Origin of the sequence: Paenibacillus sp. FSL R10-2796, assembly GCF_037965315.1 — a bacterium.
GTDB classification, from domain to species: domain Bacteria; phylum Bacillota; class Bacilli; order Paenibacillales; family Paenibacillaceae; genus Paenibacillus_AQ; species Paenibacillus_AQ odorifer.
Map to the genome: position 1 here is coordinate 5,800,986 of NZ_CP150178.1, position 16,905 is coordinate 5,817,890.

Consider the following 16,905-nt stretch of genomic DNA (forward strand, 5'->3'; position numbering starts at 1 on the left):
GAGGAAAACCTAATGCTCCTATTAGAAATTCAATAAGCTCTGAAAATGAAAAAGGTCTATAAAATCGCTTATTAAGCAATTTTATAGACCTTTTTAGTATACCGGTGAGAGGAATGGAACCTATCGATATTTATTTTGAACGCATCAATAGATATAGGAAGTAAGGCACACTCAGCATTGTTACAATAATTCCTGCGGGAATATCTGACTTAAAGCTGACCGTTCGAGCAATCGTATCCGCTACAAGCAGCAATAGCGCACCAATAAGCGCTGAAGTAGGTAGAAGAACTTTGTAGTCGTGACCTACCAGCTTGCGAGCCACATGCGGACTAATCAATCCAATAAAGAAGATCGAGCCCCCGAGCGCTACACAGCCAGAAGCTATGCCTACAGCCGCAATTGCCAAGCACAAAAATTTCTTCTTTACAGCAACACCTAATCCTATCGAAATTTCGTTGCCTAGCACCAAGACGTTCAATGTCCTGAAATTAGAAAGAATATATGCGAATAGCAGCAATACCCAAGGTGCCAACAAGCTGATATAAGACCACTTGTCCCCCCATAAATATCCTGCTTGCCAACGCTGCGCAAACTCATACTTCTGGTCATCAAGCTTTAAAGTCAGGAATAGCGACAGCGCACTAAACCCCATATTGATCGCAACACCAGTCAAGACAAGTCGTGTAGAAGAAATCATACGACGTTTTCTATAGGCTAGAACATAGATCAGAGCTGCTGCCAGCAGACCACCTAAGAATGCCATAGACGGCAGTAATAATGTTATAGCGGCGCCTTGAATGCTTACCGTTGAGATAATCAGCAACACCATAAGACCTGAACCTGAGCTAATACCAAGCATGCCGGGATCAGCCAGATCATTGCGCAGCAAAGCCTGCATAACTGCACCTGCCAGTGCCATCCCAAATCCAACAAGTATCGCTAATACGATCCGAGGAAGACGAAACTTATAAACAACAAGATTATGCTCCTCTGGACCTTGTCCAAGCAATACTTGAAATACTTCAAGTGGATTGAGGGACACCTTTCCCATATTAAGACTAAGAATAGCTCCTGCAATAAGCAGTATTATGAGAGATAGAATCCATATTGTAGCCTTATGCGATTTAACAACATTCATTTGAAGGCTCTCCTCTCTTTGCTCGCAATTAGCAAGAAGAAAGGAACACCAATCATTGCAAAAATAATGCCCAGTGCTGTCTCTGCCGGACGATTAATCAGCCTTCCTGCGATATCCGCTACAACCATAAGTGCACCGCCGTAAATGGCTGATGCCGGAATAATATAACGATAATCTACACCTACAAAAAAACGCATAATATGCGGAATAATCAACCCTACAAAGCCGATTGGCCCTACAAGTGCAACAGCTACACCCGCAAGTAAAAGGACCGCTAGCATAGCTATCATCTTAACGAGAACGATCCGTTGCCCGAAGCCTTTCGCGATCTCTTCTCCCAAGTTTAAAACAGTGATAGAGCGTGAAATGAATAGTGACAAAGCCAGTCCACCTAAGAACCAAGGTATAACTAGCCTAATTTCCACCCATGTTGCTCCAGCCACACTACCCGAAGTCCAATAAGCAAGGGCACGACCAATTCCATAGTTTAATGAGATAAATGACCCCACAGCTCCAAATAGCATTGTAATTGATATTCCAGCTAGCACCAGTCGTTGAGGTGTCATTCCTGAACGATTCAATGAAGCGGCAAGGTACGTTAATCCTGCTCCAAGTCCTGCGCCAATAAAGCTAACCAGCAAGGTTGTTGTCTGCAGTTGCCCTGGAAGAAAAACCAGTGTAACGGCCATTGCAAGAGCTGCTCCTGCATTTACTCCCATTAATCCGGAATCTGCTAAGGGATTTCGCGTATAGCCCTGCATAACCGCTCCTGCTACCGCGAGACACATACCCGCAATAATATCAGCTGCTGTACGCGGAATTCGAAGGGCATGAATAATCTGATGCTCGGTCAGTTCAGGATCAAAATTAAAAATCGCTGTCCATGCCATCTTCAGGCTCATAGAAGCAGAGCCAAATGAGATAGAAGCTGCTACTGAAAGCAGCAGCAGCAGTATCCCTAGGAGTAGAAACAGACCGAAATACGATTTCCCTCTTAAATCAGGGATAACGGTTGTTCTATCATCTAGCTTTCTATTTTTTTTCATACGCTGACACTAGCTTCTCAACTACAAAATCTAGCTGCTTATCAAGAGAGTAGATATCGGAATAATATGAAAAATCAAACCCGATTTCGATCAATCTACCTTCTTTGATTGCTGGAATGCTGTTCCAAATTGGATTGTCCGACAAATCATCAGCCCCATCCCATACAGAGCGGAACACGAAGTCTCCTATATACTCAGGTAACACCTCTAAGGAAACAAACCCTCCAGTAGCCTTCTCTCTGCCATCAATCTTTTTCTGAAGAATCTCTGGTGCTTTTAGCCCTAAATATTCATAAATGATCTGAGAGCCCCTTCCATAAAGCTTGCTATCGATCACCGCCATCTCTTTTTTGCCGCCTTCGATAATGGTTACTGTCTTATCCAAAATTCCAAGTTCATCAAGCTGCTGCTTGCTCTTCTCCAACTTCTCGTGGAAATTATCTAGTAGAGCTTGTGCCTCCTGCTCCTTGCCAAATACCTCGCCAATCTTCATTACACGTTCATCCGTCGCCATTTTTTCATAGGGAATTGGAACGGTCGGTGCAATATCCTTAAGGATTTCGTAAGTTTCTTCAGAAGCAGCTATGATCAAGTCCGGCTTTACTGCCATAATAGCCTCTGGATTAGGCTCATACCATGAACCTAGATCTTCAATCCCCCCCAGCTCTTCTGCAAAGGCCGCTCCTTCAAAAACACTCGAAGTACCTACTGGCTTAATGCCGAGGGCCACAAGATCCCCTTGAAGGTATAACACGACAACCCTCTTTGGATTAGCTGGAACAACAATATCTCCCTTTATTGTAGAGATAGTTCTTGTCTGAGCCTCCTTATTGACATTGTCAGCTGCAATTGAATTATTTGCTGGTGATGATGTAACTTCAGAAGCTTTGGATCCATTAGAATTCGTGGCATTAGAACCAACGCTTGCAGATCCACATGCACTTAAAAGCAAGGTAAAGCTAAGCAGCATCGCTACAATAAAACTTGACGTCTTTGTTAATCTCATAGGTGAAGACCCTCCGGTTATTTCATTTTGGTAATAGTAATGATAATGATTATCATACTCAATAACATTATATCGGGAGGATATGTGCTCGCCAATGGAGAATTTGGCGGTGGTAAATGGACGATTGTCCGATGAGCTCACCTGCCTGCTTTCCTTGCGGAACCGGATGGGAGATTGACCATTGTATTTACTGAACATACGACTGAAGTAATATACATCGCTATATCCAACTTCTTCTGCAATTTCGCGAAGTGGAGCATCGGTACATCGTAATAGCTCTTCTGCATGTTTAAGCCGGAATCGTATCAAATATTCAATTAAGCTAAACCCCGTCTCCCCTTTAAAGCGGGTTGATAGATGACGAGGGCTATAATTAAATTGCTCCGCTATAGATTCTAGTGATAAATTATGACGATAATGCTCCTCAATATAACGGACAACCTGCCCAATGACATCCGGTTGCCTGAGGTTAATTCCATCCTTTGTGAACTGCTTTAATAATTCATGTATAAACTGATAGAACAAGCCTTTAACTTGAATTCTTTCCAATTGGCTTCCTTGTGCCCAAAGTTGTTCCATTGCCATTAGTTGATAGTGCAGTGGTAATGGCTCCAAAGATTCGAAGCTATACTGCATCCGAAATGGATTGCTGCGTTCTAAAAGTCTTGCTAAATCCTTTCTTCCTGGCAAGGAGGCTCTATAGAATAATAAATAGTATTGAAACAACTTCCCTGTCTCTATACTTAGTCTCATGCCCTTGCCACCATGCACAATAAAGTGACGGTCTGCGTCGTAATCTATGCCGTTGAGATTCAAGCTGGCCGTACCCCGCACACAGTAGATAAATCCACATGCTGGTAATACATAGCCTTGCAGCTTGTCCCCAGGCTTCATCACAGCATGTCGAATATCAAGTACTTTAACAGCGGCATAATTCCATGCGAAAATATGATCTTCCAGCCTCATCTTTGCAATACACTCCGATCTGCTCCACAATCTATTTGAATTAATTATATTTCACAATAAATGATAATGATTATCAATTAGTATTAGGTAGTTCCTCTATTTTGTCAATCGCTGTTTAGTATCATGATTGCTTATAGCTTTCGAAATGGAGCTTCCTCAGGAATGCCTCTATCTCATTCACATATCCGCTTACATTAATCTTCCTCAGTACCACTAAGTACAATTTCTTATTCACACTTGAAGGATGTATCAAAAGTTTTCCGGCACAGGCATGAACTGAATTGTAAAAAAACAAACAAAAAAGTTCATCAGATATAGTATCTAATGAACTTTGAGTTGATTTAGTTGGTACCGGTGAGAGGACTCGAACCTCCACGGATTCCCTCTCGATTTTGAGTCGCTCATGCTATCGGGAAGATAGCAGAAACTAAGTCAAAGAAAAGGAATCTAAAGCCCGCGAAAATCCTTGTAAGATCAAGTTTTTTTGCAGGTTCTTTCGTTAGATTTAAACGCCGCAAGGCTTCCGGGAATCTTCTCAAATAGTAGTCGCTTTTGCACAAATGAGAGAACTCGGAGAGAACTATAACAGATCAGCCCGCTCCCTATCATTGACAGATAATATCGAAGCTTTGGCTTCAGGGAGGGGAATTGATATGAGCAAAACAACAGTAAAACACTATCGCTAATCAAAAAGGCAGTACAGGTAAAACCACCACCGCTTATAACCTGGCTTACGCCTTATATAATGAAGGAAAAAAGATATTACTGATTGATTTTGATCCTCAAGGGAATCTAACGATGTACTTTGGTATCGAACAACCTGATAAACTCCCTTACTCTATGTTCAACATCAAGAACGCGATGATGACGGACGAACCGCTTCCATCGCCCGATGAGTGCATTCATTCTCAAGGTAACATTGACCTGATTCCTAGCAACACTTGGCTTACTCAATATCAATGCTTTGGTAGCACTCAACTGCTCAGATCATTGTGAAGGTAAAGAAGCGAATCAATCCACATATTCGCATTGAGGGCGACTTGATGACCAGGTGCTACACCCGTACCAATTTATATAATGAAACCATTCGTCTAGTGAAAGTGTGGTGTATCATAGAAGTCAGTCATCCGGCAAGTTTATTTTGATCAATGAAAATGGACTCTAGACTCCAAAGCGAGGAAAACTGTCGGCCTGTCTTTTACGTTATTCAAAAATAATTAAGTCATCTATCTCCCCTAACGCAAAATACAAGAATCCTTTGAATTTATCAATCGTAACATTCCGTAAAATATCAGCAAAATCTTCATAATCTTTTATTACTTGAAAATTATTAAAGTAAACTTTATTCAATATCTCTGCTTCGCATTCACTTCGACTTATTGGACTAAATCTATTACTGTATACATTTATCCTTAACTCCTCTTTTAACTCGTGGAAATTTACACTTTCAAGCATGAAATTTATTATCTGTTCCACATCTATGGTTATCTTATTTGGAGTCTCGTAAATATCATTGCTGCTCGTTAATTCAAATATATAGTAAATTCTAGTAGAGTCCTCATTACTAAAAAATATAATTTCAAATTTACAGTTATTTTTGACACCATAAGCTTTATCTAATAATTTGCAAATACTTATCAAGTACAATTCATTGAGAATCGTTTGTTCTTTGTTAAAAATCTTAGAAAAATAAGTACTAGAAAGTGCAACTTTTTTATCACTATTACAAAATAATTTAAATATTTGTACATCTATATTTAAATTAGATGCTATCCGTTCCAGTTCTTTGTCATGGAATTCTTGCTTTTCCACACAACCTTTTCGCTTTGTTTTTTGAGGCAAGTCAGAAATAACAAACTCATTTTTTTCATGATTAAAAATGAAATATCTTAAATTTCCTGCTACATAAATACTACTTAAAGTCTCAAATAATTGGTCAACGTTCAAACTTTTTACGTCCTCAAGTAGGCCTATTGGTCGAGAAACAATATCTTTATTTAAAAAATGAATCATTACATTGATCTTTGCCACCTCATTGTGTTTCGATAGTATTTCTTCCTCGACCTCTCTAATGGCCATTAACATTAAGTCATAATATTCATTTTTATTATCTAATATCCTCCTCACATAGTTTTCAAATTCAAAGATAAGGTTTAAACCTACTTGGTACTTCGCATTGCTCCAACTATATAAGCAATAGCAGTAACTTGTTTGTCCTCTCAAATTACTTTCTTTCTCTGTGAAAAAATCTTTGAGCATCGCCAGTATAACAAAGTGCTCTAGAACGTGAGCTAAACCGTTGTTGCTAATACCATCTTTTTCTGATCCAGCTTCGCATAAAATAAAAAATGAATACATCATCTACCTTCTTTCCGAACTTCACTTCATTTTTTTATCCTTGATGTGTTTTAACTTTATGCGTAATGCTCAATCTAAGAAGTAAACCTCATTTTATTAATCCATCTTGGCAAAAATAGTAGGAGTATAAATAAAACTGCAACAGTAATGGAAGGAACGGCAATAATTCTAGAAATACCTCCATAGGGTTCAAAACTTGTGTAATAGCTATTGAACTTGGCTATTTGCATGGGCAGAAAATTGCCCACATAATGTTTCAGAAAGAATACCTCGCTCATCTGAATGGCGTAAGATATGGCTATGGTGAATAGTAACAGGGCGTAGCCAGTATAAATCTGTGTGACTAATACGCTGATCAATAAAGTAATCCCTGTCATCAGTGAGATTGCCACATATCCAATAACCAGGTTGATTAAAAACTGCTCGAAATAATTCACCGCAACCATTGATAAAAAAAATTGTGGACTACTTTGTATAGGCAAATCCGCTCCTTGTAAACCGTACATAAAGAATATAGGCGTAATGTAAATCGCTACCGCCGTCAGATAAAGCAATAAAGAGAGCTGGAAGGCGTTGATAATCCGTATCCTACTCAGCTTACGTTTTCCAAACCTCGTGGATTTGACCAGTCCGTCCACGCCCAAGGTCTCGTCTTCATTAAAAATTGGGACCAGTAGAATGGAAATGAGAACCAGGACAATAAAAACACACTGGCTCATCCCTGAGTTAACGTTCTTCCATCCCTCGGCATAACCCATCCGGATAGGTTCGGAGAGAGAAGCCGCTGCAAAATTCCCGTTGCTGATTCCTTCCCTAGAACTCCCCGCTTCCTTCTGTGCACTTTTGATGATGTCTGCCCTGTCCTGATAAAATTGTTCTGCTGAGACATCCCGTATTCCAGTCCAGTTCCAGCCATACACTTGGATAATTATATCCAAGGCTGGCAAATCTGCAACATCCGCTTTATTCCTGTCTTCTGGTAGGCTAAGTTCTCTGTATTTTTCCAAAATTTTATTAATCTCAACTTCATCCAATACCTCCGGTTGATAGAAATACCGGTATTCCGTCCCATCTGTTACCTCATATCTTGCCTGATTTAAATAACCTGTTTTGATGGTGTCTAAGTTGTAAAAGGTAAGTATCAGAAACAATGCCAACAAAAAACCGAATATGTTTATGTTTAGGATTTTACTTCTGTTTACTTTTGATAAATAGCTCATGATTTCACCTACCTTCCTCTACTGTAAATAATATCTTCTCATCCATATAGAGATACCGATTCGAGATAAGAGAATGTACACAGTACCCAGAAACAGGGCGACAAAAACATAAGGAAATACAGTATTACCCACAAAATATAATTTCTCTATGCCTATAAGATTATTGATAAAGTTCTGGGGCATGAAGACCATCACTTTTTCAATCAGCGCCCCCCTCCCCATCTGATAAGTATTTACGAGATAAAAATAAATCAGTGAAAGTGCTAATACCAGTTTCCCTCTTTTAAAAACCACGGACAAAAACAGGATAAGATGCGTCACGACAAGTGTGGAAAAGTATCCCATGGAAATATAGAGTAACCCCTCTTGAAGCTGATTCATAGAATAAAATGTAATTGTTCCGATTTGAACCGAAGAGTCCCAGCCGTGCAGCGTATACACTGCGGTAATAAATAGCAGTATGATCGCAATATACACAAAATAGGCTATCGTAGAAAACACACAAGCGGCACCAAGCTTGTAGCTGAGCAGCCTCCTCCTGCTCTCCTTGGTGGATAAGGTCACCTTGTCAATTCCTTTGCTGCTGTTTTTGGAGAATCCTTCGCATAGGATAAAGGCCAAGAACATAAAGAAAAGGTAGATCGTATTTAATAAACCTATTTTCAGGTACTCCCAGCCACTATCGTATTTGAATAAAAATGGGGTGGGTACTTTTTGCATTTTCTGGGATATGATTTCGATTTGTTTCTCTGTATAAGGAAATAGATTTTGTTCAGTGGATAAATATTCGGTAAAACTGCCCTTCCAATCTACATAAAAATTGGAGAGCTGCTCATCCGTTAAATTTAAGCTGTTATCGAGAACACGGTACTTTATATATGGAAAGTTCAGTTCCCAGTTCAGCGCATCGTGAGGAAAAGTTAATCTTTTTCCCAACTTGCGATCTGTATCTACTTCGCCTTCAATATAAGGTTTGTCCACGCTGTTTTCGTAGTTTTGTTTCATTTGTAATAAATAATCCGTCGTCATCGTGCCCTCAACCGTGCGCTCCCTTAAAATTTTCCAGCCTCCAAGATCGCTATGTATGGTTCCCTCATCATCCAAGACATCTATACTCTTGGCGGTTTGAATCCAGGGGATCAGAATAATAGTGAGAAAGAGTAGGCTGATAATTACTGTATTTTTATTTAATATTTTTTTCAGTTCTAATGGAATGAAATTACGCATGGCTCCCACTCCCTAAGTAGATGTAGTAATCTTCCAGCGTGGGCTCGCATACGATTGCGCCTGATTCCTTTTCTCCCAAGTAACGGACATTAACAACGTTTTCTTCCTGCCGGATCCGTACGATCAGGTGCTCCTTTTTAAAGGAGGCCAGTCGCTCTCTGTCCATCTCCTCAGTAAATACTTTTCCTTTAATCCCGGATAACATCTTTTGCACATTACCTTGCTCTTTAATTTTCCCCTGATTTAGGATGATCACATTGGTGGTAATTGCTTCGATATCCGAAATAATGTGGGTAGAAAACAAGATGATCTTGTCCTGTCCCATTTCGCTTATGATGTTTGAAAAACGGATTCGCTCATGGGGGTCAAGCCCAGCGGTGGGCTCGTCAAAAATTAATATCTTCGGATCGTTAATAATGGCTTGGGCAATGCCCACCCGCCTTTTCATCCCTCCGGAAAAGGTTTTGACCTTTTTATTAGCAACATTCTCCAGGTTGACAAACTGTAATACCTCTGGAACTTTGTGCATCAGTTCTTTTTTTGACAACCCCTTCAGTGCTCCCATATATTCCAGATATTCTGTTGCTGTAAACGCGGAATAAACCTCGAAATCCTGGGGAATATATCCCACAAGATTCCGGTAGTCGTCGTTCATATGGAAGATATCCTTGCCGTTAAAGGTAACCTTACCACTAGTTTGATGGTCAATTGCCACAAGGATTCTCATCAAGGTGCTTTTCCCTGCCCCATTATCTCCCAAAAGCCCATACACACCTTCAGGCAATGTAAAATTTAGTTCACTGATTGCCCGTTTCATTCCAAATGTTCTTGTTAAATTCTCCGCTTTAATTTCCATCGCTAATTTCCTCTCTCAATTGATATACGTCTCCTTCCGAGAGAACTTGCCATTCTTCTCCCGTAGACTTTCTACCTAACAGGAGGTTGGTATATTCTCCGTCCAGCTTTTTCACTTCCCATGCGAACAGATTTTCATTTTCGAATCCTGCTATGATACCTGTTTTTTCTTCCTTGTATAGAATATTTTGGATTCTCGGATCATCAGTGTTTCCCCTAGTGCCATTGTCCGCTGGTTCGGGAAACCGATCTGAATTTTCTCTCATGTATGCATCAACTGTTTTGTAGATGCCTGTTATATCCTCGATAGAAAGAGATGGAACTTCTATTGTTGGCCTAATTGAAGACTCTTTTCTTCCTTGCTCCCGATAAGTTCTTTCATTTTTTTTCCTCCCTTCATCAAGACGTTTGTCCAAAGCAATATCCTCAAAAGTCCTTTTATCATCTAGCGTTGCATCCTTTGGAGATTCCTCATTGCCCGGATTCTTATTCTCTGACTTTACATCCTTCGGATTATTATCTAAGGTAATTAAATCCTCTGAGATGGTTTTATCATCCTGTATGCTTGCATATTCTGAGTAGCTGCTTTGATTTTGGAAGTAGAGGCTTCCTCCAATCAAAATGGTTATAGTTAATACAAACATTAAGATTTTTTTCACTAAGACACCTCCATTTTTTATATGTAATTCTACATTTTATCGTTTATTTCAACTGACTTAATCTTTCGTATAACTTTAATTTATCACCAATTTTCTCAACTTCCATTTTATACCTATTCTTCTTGGTACAAATTATAGATTGAACACCTTAAAAATCTAGGTGTGTAGATCTTAAATTTTTATTAACAAATGGTTGTCAATGGTATTATGAGTAAAATCTCCTGAATGATAGATCTTGGAATCAGTCTGTAGCCGAATTTTTTGTATGACCATTTCGCATCACTATAAAAAATTGAACAGCTTCATCCGAAAAAATCGGTAATTGAAAAGATAAAGAGAACAAGAACAAATAAAACTTCCGTTTTATTGAACAGTGGTATTATCCCCTTCAAGTAGACACTCGAAAAAAACTACATGTTATCATGGAGATTCGAGTAACACTTGGAGGGGATATTTTTATGGCGAAAAAAGGACAAACATTTCAGATGTATACAGAAGCATTTAAATTAAAGGCGGTTAGAACCTACTTAGATGGATCATCTAGCTATACGATCATAGCTGAACAACAAGGTATCCGTAGTTGCACGCAATTGAAGGTTTGGGTGAGAAAATGGAAAAACGGAGATTCTTTCGATGAACGTAAAAATGAGGAAAAAGAGATGAATCCTAGGAAAGGTCGCTCTCGCACGTCCTTTGGTAGTGTCGAACAAGAAAGTGACTACCTGAAAGCGCAGGTGGATATTTAAAAAAGCGGTATCCAAATCTAATAAAGGAGAAGCTCCCAGGCAGCGAGAGAACTACGCTACCCGCATCATATTACAGACCTCATAGCGATTGCAGGGATATCACGGACCAGTTACTACAAATGGCTAGCTACATAGCCTAAGCGTCAGAGCCAGGAATGACAAAAATCAAGAGATCAAGGAACACATGATGGCCATTCATTTTTCGCATCCAGATTTAGGCTATCCTCGCATTTCGACTGCCATGTAGGAGGCAGGCTTCAACGTGAATCACAAGAAAGTATGGCGAATCATGAAAGAACTATCGATCAAATCTATCATTCGAAAGAATCGAAGACAGTCTAGTTATACCCTTTCTATCGTTTTCCCGAATCGCTTAAAACGTAAATTTCATGCCACAGCACCACAGCACCACAGCAAAAAATGGTAACGGATATTACCTATATTTCGGACGGAACTAACTTTCATTACTTATCCGTCATACAAGATCTATTCAACAACGAGATTGTCACTTTGCAATTGTCAGAACGTAACGATGTTCAACTCGTGTTGGATACGGTTACGAAGTGGACAAGAAAAAGAGACGTACATTGGAAGCCGTGCTCCATTCGGTTCAGGGCTTCCAATACACGTCTCAGGCATACAATACAGGATTAGAGGTATTCGGCATTAAAGGCAGCACTCTCGCAAAGCTACCTCCCTAGATAATGCATGTTTCGAATCCTTCTTTTCGCATCTCAAAACAGAGGAGTTGTACCTCAAACAGTGTAATTCAAGAGCGGAAATATCACCGCTTTCAAGCAAAACTATCGGTGCGCGCTGGCAGCATAGCTTTTTTCATTTGTCTACTTGACAGGGGTATGACCAATACTCAGAAAATAAAAAAACTTGTAAAATTGCTGAAAGCAATCTTACAAGTTTTTTCGATATACCGGTGAGAGGACTCGAACCTCCACGGTTTCCCTCTCGATTTTGAGTCGAGCGCGTCTGCCATTCCGCCACACCGGCAAAGTATTAAGTTAAAATATGGCGCGCCCTGAGAGATTCGAACTCCCGGCCTTTTGATTCGTAGTCAAACGCTCTATCCAGCTGAGCTAAGGGCGCAAAATTTATATGGAGCGGACGACGGGAATCGAACCCGCGACCCTCGCCTTGGCAAGGCGATGCTCTACCGCTGAGCCACGTCCGCACACGGTATGTATTGATGTCCGACTCACTAAAGAAGTGAGCCATGAAGGACTCGAACCTTCGACACCCTGATTAAAAGTCAGGTGCTCTACCAACTGAGCTAATGGCTCATAAAGCAAGAAAATGGCGGAACCGACGGGATTCGAACCCGCGGTCTCCTGCGTGACAGGCAGGCATGTTAGGCCAACTACACCACGGTTCCAGAAGAATAATTGCTTAATGAAAATTGGTTGCGGGGGCAGGATTTGAACCTGCGACCTTCGGGTTATGAGCCCGACGAGCTACCGGGCTGCTCCACCCCGCGTCAGTAAAAAAGTATTAATTCCCTTGGATCCCCCGGAAAGTATCCAGAATCCTCAGTGAAGCATTAACTTCACTTTTGGGGATGTGTTATGGTGGAGGCTGAGGGGATCGAACCCCCGACCCTCTGCTTGTAAGGCAGATGCTCTCCCAGCTGAGCTAAGCCTCCATGTAAAGAAGCAACTTAATTATCATAACATAATCAAATCTGTAATGCAACCTTTTTTTCTAGAAGTCTGAAGCTGTTTCAAGAAGAAATGGTGACCCGTATGGGATTCGAACCCATGTTACCTCCGTGAAAGGGAGGTGTCTTAACCCCTTGACCAACGGGCCGTTTTAAAAACAAATTGTTTTGACAACAAAAAAGATTATATCATGTATTATTAAGTATAGCAATACCTAAACTAATTATTTTTCTTTTTACTCTTCCCTAGGTAATAGATTGATATGAAGCTTTTGAGCTATTATCTCAACGATTTCACCTATAGTTCTATCATTCGTGTCTAGATGCTGCTTAAATACCTCGTGATCAAGCCCTCTGATGCACCTGTCGATCTGCTGAGCAGCCCAAGAGTCTTTTCCTTCACTCTAATGCTTAATCTCTTAAGCAAGGTCTCTCGGCAGGCACACAAACTAAAATGATAAAGCTCTATACCTCCATCAATTAACTTGCTGATGATTTCCCTGCAATAATCCGGATTCACTAGGGTCATAGGTACGATAATTATTCCATCATATTCGCTAGCTATGTTTTTCTTCGATAAATTTCATTTGCGGTTTCTGTCTTCCCTGGACCAAAAGCACCATTGATCCATATAATCATGATCATTTGCCTCCATGAACTAATTTTCATTCAAAAACCACTTCACAGTGATTGCCTATCCTTATAATAAACTGCTAAACATCGTACAACAAAAAGACCACTGTCGAATACTCAACAGTGGTCTTGCGTGCTTGGCAACGTCCTACTCTCCCAGGACCCTTCGGTCCAAGTACCATCGGCGCTGGAGGGCTTAACGGTCGTGTTCGGGATGGGTACGCGTGGAACCCCTCCGCTATCGCCACCAAACGGGCATTTGCGGTACAAATGCATTATTCAGGTCTCAGCATCGCCAAATGCTGAAAACAAATTCATCATCACACAGTCACTTGGACTATATAAATCTGAGCTTGATGCCTGAAAACTGAATCCGAAACGAATCTGCATTCTAACTATAGGATAAGCCCTCGACCGATTAGTATTGGTCAGCTCCATGCATTGCTGCACTTCCACCTCCAACCTATCTACCTCGTCGTCTTCAAGGGGTCTTACTAATTGGGAAATCTCATCTTGAGGGGGCTTCACGCTTAGATGCTTTCAGCGCTTATCCCGTCCGTACGTAGCTACCCAGCCATGCTCCTGGCGGAACAACTGGTGCACCAGCGGTACGTCCATCCCGGTCCTCTCGTACTAAGGACAGCTCCTCTCAAATTTCCTGCGCCCACGACAGATAGGGACCGAACTGTCTCACGACGTTCTGAACCCAGCTCGCGTACCGCTTTAATGGGCGAACAGCCCAACCCTTGGGACCTACTTCAGCCCCAGGATGCGATGAGCCGACATCGAGGTGCCAAACCTCCCCGTCGATGTGGACTCTTGGGGGAGATAAGCCTGTTATCCCCAGGGTAGCTTTTATCCGTTGAGCGATGGCCCTTCCATGCGGTACCACCGGATCACTAAGTCCGACTTTCGTCCCTGCTCGACTTGTAGGTCTCGCAGTCAAGCTCCCTTATGCCTTTGCACTCTGCGAATGATTTCCAACCATTCTGAGGGAACCTTGGAACGCCTCCGTTACTCTTGAGGCGACCGCCCCAGTCAAACTGCCCGCCTGACACGGTCCCCGTACCCGATAAGGGTACTAGGTTAGAACCTAGATACGATCAGGGTGGTATCCCAACGGCGCCTCCACCGAAGCTTGCGCTCCGATTTCTACGGCTCCCACCTATCCTGTACAGATCGTACCCAAATTCAATATCAAGCTGCAGTAAAGCTCCATGGGGTCTTTCCGTCTTGTCGCGGGTAACCTGCATCTTCACAGGTATTAAAATTTCACCGGATCTCTCGTTGAGACAGCGCCCAAGTCGTTACGCCATTCGTGCGGGTCAGAATTTACCTGACAAGGAATTTCGCTACCTTAGGACCGTTATAGTTACGGCCGCCGTTTACTGGGGCTTCGGTTCATAGCTTCGGGTTACCCCTAACCACTCCCCTTAACCTTCCAGCACCGGGCAGGCGTCAGCCCGTATACTTCGCCTTGCGGCTTCGCACAGACCTGTGTTTTTGCTAAACAGTCGCTTGGGCCTTTTCACTGCGGCCCCCTCGTGCTATTCACACTACCGGGGCACCCCTTCTCCCGAAGTTACGGGGTCATTTTGCCGAGTTCCTTAACGAGAGTTCTTCCGCGCGCCTTAGAATTCTCTTCTCGCCTACCTGTGTCGGTTTGCGGTACGGGCACCTTCTCCTGGCTAGAGGCTTTTCTTGGCAGTGTGAGATCATGACCTTCGCTACTACAATTTTCGCTCCCCATCACAGCCCAGCCTTATCGATGTGCGGATTTGCCTACACATCAGCCTCACTGCTTAGACGGACATCCATCAGTCCGCGTCACTACCCTCCTGCGTCACCCCATCGCTCATAGCGGATTACGGTGGTACAGTAATTTCAAACTGTTGTCCTTCGACTACGCCTTTCGGCCTCGCCTTAGGTCCCGACTTACCCTGAGCGGACGAGCCTTCCTCAGGAAACCTTGGGCTTTCGGCGGATCAGATTCTCACTGATCTTTTCGTTACTCATACCGGCATTCTCACTGTGTAGTGTCCAGCGCTCTTTTCAGTACACCTTCAACCCCTACACAACGCTCCCCTACCCCAGATACATACGTATCTAGCCATAGCTTCGGTGGTGTGTTTAGCCCCGTTACATTTTCGGCGCAGAGTCACTCGACCAGTGAGCTATTACGCACTCTTTCAATGGTGGCTGCTTCTAAGCCAACATCCTGGTTGTCTGTGCAACTCCACATCCTTTCCCACTTAACACACACTTGGGGACCTTAGCTGATGGTCTGGGCTGTTTCCCTTTTGACAATGGATCTTAGCACTCACTGTCTGACTCCCGGCAATAAGTATATGGCATTCGGAGTTTGACTGAGCTTGGTAATCCTTGCGGACCCCGCACCCAATCAGTGCTCTACCTCCACTACTCTTATACCGAGGCTAGCCCTAAAGCTATTTCGGGGAGAACCAGCTATCTCCGAGTTCGATTGGAATTTCTCCGCTACCCCCACCTCATCCCCGCACTTTTCAACGTACGTGGGTTCGGGCCTCCAGTGCGTGTTACCGCACCTTCACCCTGGACAGGGGTAGATCACACGGTTTCGGGTCTACGTCCACATACTAATTCGCCCTATTCAGACTCGCTTTCGCTGCGGCTCCACCTTCTCGGCTTAACCTTGCATGTTAAACGTAACTCGCCGGTTCATTCTACAAAAGGCACGCCATCACCCATTAATAGGGCTCTGACTTTTTGTAAGCACACGGTTTCAGGTTCTATTTCACTCCCCTTCCGGGGTGCTTTTCACCTTTCCCTCACGGTACTGTTTCACTATCGGTCGCCAGGTAGTATTTAGCCTTAGCAGATGGTCCTGCTGGATTCATACGGGGTTTCACGTGCCCCGCACTACTCGGGATCCGTCTCGGAGAGAACACAGTTTAGGTTACAGGGCTTTTACCTCTATCGCGGGCCTTTCCAGACCTCTTCACCTACCATATTCCTTTGTAACTCCATGTGAGACGTCCCACAACCCCTAAGAGCAAGCTCTTAGGTTTAGGCTGTTCCGCGTTCGCTCGCCGCTACTGACGGAATCACTATTGTTTTCTCTTCCTCAGGGTACTTAGATGTTTCAGTTCCCCTGGTCTGCCTCTACATTTCCTATGTATTCAGAAATGAGTAACTGCGAATTACCACAGCTGGGTTTCCCCATTCGGACACCCCCGGATCAAAGCTTGCTTACAGCTCCCCGAGGCAGTTTCGTTGTTCGCCACGTCCTTCGTCGGCTCCTGGCGCCTAGGCATCCTCCGTGTGCTCTTATTAGCTTAACCTTGATTCTTCCGAAGAAAAATCTCACTAATAACATTTACTTGTTTGCACAAGTTGCTAAAAG

Annotated in this window: 11 protein-coding genes, 8 tRNA genes and 2 rRNA genes; 3 read left to right on the forward strand and 18 right to left on the reverse strand. The window is 42.6% G+C overall.

The features are described 5' to 3' along the window. Positions 1-130: 130 nt before the first annotated feature. From NST58_RS25965 to NST58_RS25975, 3 genes are read right to left on the reverse strand one after another with little or no spacing between them, the layout of a single operon-like run. Positions 131-1,138, reverse strand: a complete 1,008-nt coding sequence (locus NST58_RS25965; RefSeq protein WP_339244591.1) for an iron ABC transporter permease — start codon at positions 1,136-1,138, stop codon at positions 131-133. Further along, a complete protein-coding gene (locus tag NST58_RS25970; protein ID WP_339244595.1) occupies positions 1,135-2,184 on the reverse strand; it encodes an iron ABC transporter permease in 1,050 nt (349 codons plus the stop codon). Before NST58_RS25970 ends, NST58_RS25965 begins: the two co-directional genes overlap by 4 nt. Further along, positions 2,171-4,156, reverse strand: a complete 1,986-nt coding sequence (locus tag NST58_RS25975; RefSeq protein WP_339244597.1) for an AraC family transcriptional regulator — start codon at positions 4,154-4,156, stop codon at positions 2,171-2,173. Before NST58_RS25975 ends, NST58_RS25970 begins: the two co-directional genes overlap by 14 nt. Positions 4,157-4,882: 726 nt before the next feature. On the opposite strand from NST58_RS25975, the gene NST58_RS25980 reads away from it, so the two are divergent. Beyond that, positions 4,883-5,152 (forward strand): AAA family ATPase, encoded by a 270-nt coding sequence (locus tag NST58_RS25980; RefSeq protein ID WP_254849021.1) that lies wholly within the window; start codon positions 4,883-4,885, stop codon positions 5,150-5,152. 207 nt (positions 5,153-5,359) lie between these two features. On the opposite strand, the gene NST58_RS25985 is transcribed toward NST58_RS25980, so the two are convergent. The 5 genes from NST58_RS25985 to NST58_RS26005 form a co-directional block, all read right to left on the reverse strand. Beyond that, positions 5,360-6,517 carry a hypothetical protein gene (locus tag NST58_RS25985; RefSeq protein ID WP_339244600.1) on the reverse strand — a complete coding sequence of 386 codons (1,158 nt, stop codon included), beginning with the start codon at positions 6,515-6,517 and terminating at the stop codon, positions 5,360-5,362. Positions 6,518-6,588: 71 nt separating this feature from the next. After that, positions 6,589-7,734 carry a hypothetical protein gene (locus NST58_RS25990; protein ID WP_076220373.1) on the reverse strand — a complete coding sequence of 382 codons (1,146 nt, stop codon included), beginning with the start codon at positions 7,732-7,734 and terminating at the stop codon, positions 6,589-6,591. A gap of 18 nt (positions 7,735-7,752) precedes the next feature. Further along, a complete protein-coding gene (locus NST58_RS25995; RefSeq protein ID WP_339244603.1) occupies positions 7,753-8,961 on the reverse strand; it encodes a hypothetical protein in 1,209 nt (402 codons plus the stop codon). Further along, positions 8,954-9,817 carry an ABC transporter ATP-binding protein gene (locus NST58_RS26000; protein ID WP_076220372.1) on the reverse strand — a complete coding sequence of 288 codons (864 nt, stop codon included), beginning with the start codon at positions 9,815-9,817 and terminating at the stop codon, positions 8,954-8,956. The genes NST58_RS25995 and NST58_RS26000 overlap by 8 nt, the downstream gene beginning before the upstream one ends. Continuing rightward, positions 9,807-10,475 carry a hypothetical protein gene (locus NST58_RS26005; protein ID WP_036687472.1) on the reverse strand — a complete coding sequence of 223 codons (669 nt, stop codon included), beginning with the start codon at positions 10,473-10,475 and terminating at the stop codon, positions 9,807-9,809. Before NST58_RS26005 ends, NST58_RS26000 begins: the two co-directional genes overlap by 11 nt. A 458-nt stretch (positions 10,476-10,933) precedes the next feature. On the opposite strand from NST58_RS26005, the gene NST58_RS26010 reads away from it, so the two are divergent. Together NST58_RS26010 and NST58_RS26015 are read left to right on the forward strand one after the other, a co-directional pair. Continuing rightward, entirely contained in the window at positions 10,934-11,221 is a 288-nt protein-coding gene (locus tag NST58_RS26010) for a transposase (protein WP_339244607.1), read from the forward strand. Between the two features lie 262 nt (positions 11,222-11,483). After that, the gene (locus NST58_RS26015; RefSeq protein ID WP_139331146.1) at positions 11,484-11,648 is read left to right on the forward strand and encodes a hypothetical protein; all 165 of its coding nucleotides are present in this window, start codon (positions 11,484-11,486) and stop codon (positions 11,646-11,648) included. Positions 11,649-12,147: 499 nt separating this feature from the next. Here the strand turns inward: NST58_RS26015 and NST58_RS26020 are convergent. From NST58_RS26020 to NST58_RS26065, 10 genes are all read right to left on the reverse strand, one after another. After that, positions 12,148-12,226: transfer RNA gene (locus NST58_RS26020), tRNA-Leu, on the reverse strand. Positions 12,227-12,245: 19 nt separating this feature from the next. After that, positions 12,246-12,322 (reverse strand) — tRNA-Arg (locus NST58_RS26025). A gap of 10 nt (positions 12,323-12,332) precedes the next feature. Next, positions 12,333-12,407, reverse strand: a tRNA-Gly gene (locus NST58_RS26030). A gap of 36 nt (positions 12,408-12,443) precedes the next feature. After that, positions 12,444-12,516: transfer RNA gene (locus NST58_RS26035), tRNA-Lys, on the reverse strand. 14 nt (positions 12,517-12,530) lie between these two features. Further along, positions 12,531-12,608 (reverse strand) — tRNA-Asp (locus NST58_RS26040). A 25-nt stretch (positions 12,609-12,633) separates the two neighbouring features. Next, positions 12,634-12,710: transfer RNA gene (locus NST58_RS26045), tRNA-Met, on the reverse strand. A gap of 89 nt (positions 12,711-12,799) precedes the next feature. Then, positions 12,800-12,875 (reverse strand) — tRNA-Val (locus tag NST58_RS26050). 89 nt (positions 12,876-12,964) lie between these two features. Next, positions 12,965-13,039, reverse strand: a tRNA-Glu gene (locus NST58_RS26055). 619 nt (positions 13,040-13,658) lie between these two features. Continuing rightward, a 5S ribosomal RNA gene (gene rrf, locus NST58_RS26060) occupies positions 13,659-13,775 on the reverse strand. Positions 13,776-13,921: 146 nt separating this feature from the next. After that, a 23S ribosomal RNA gene (locus NST58_RS26065) occupies positions 13,922-16,843 on the reverse strand. Between the last annotated feature and the right edge of the window lie 62 nt (positions 16,844-16,905).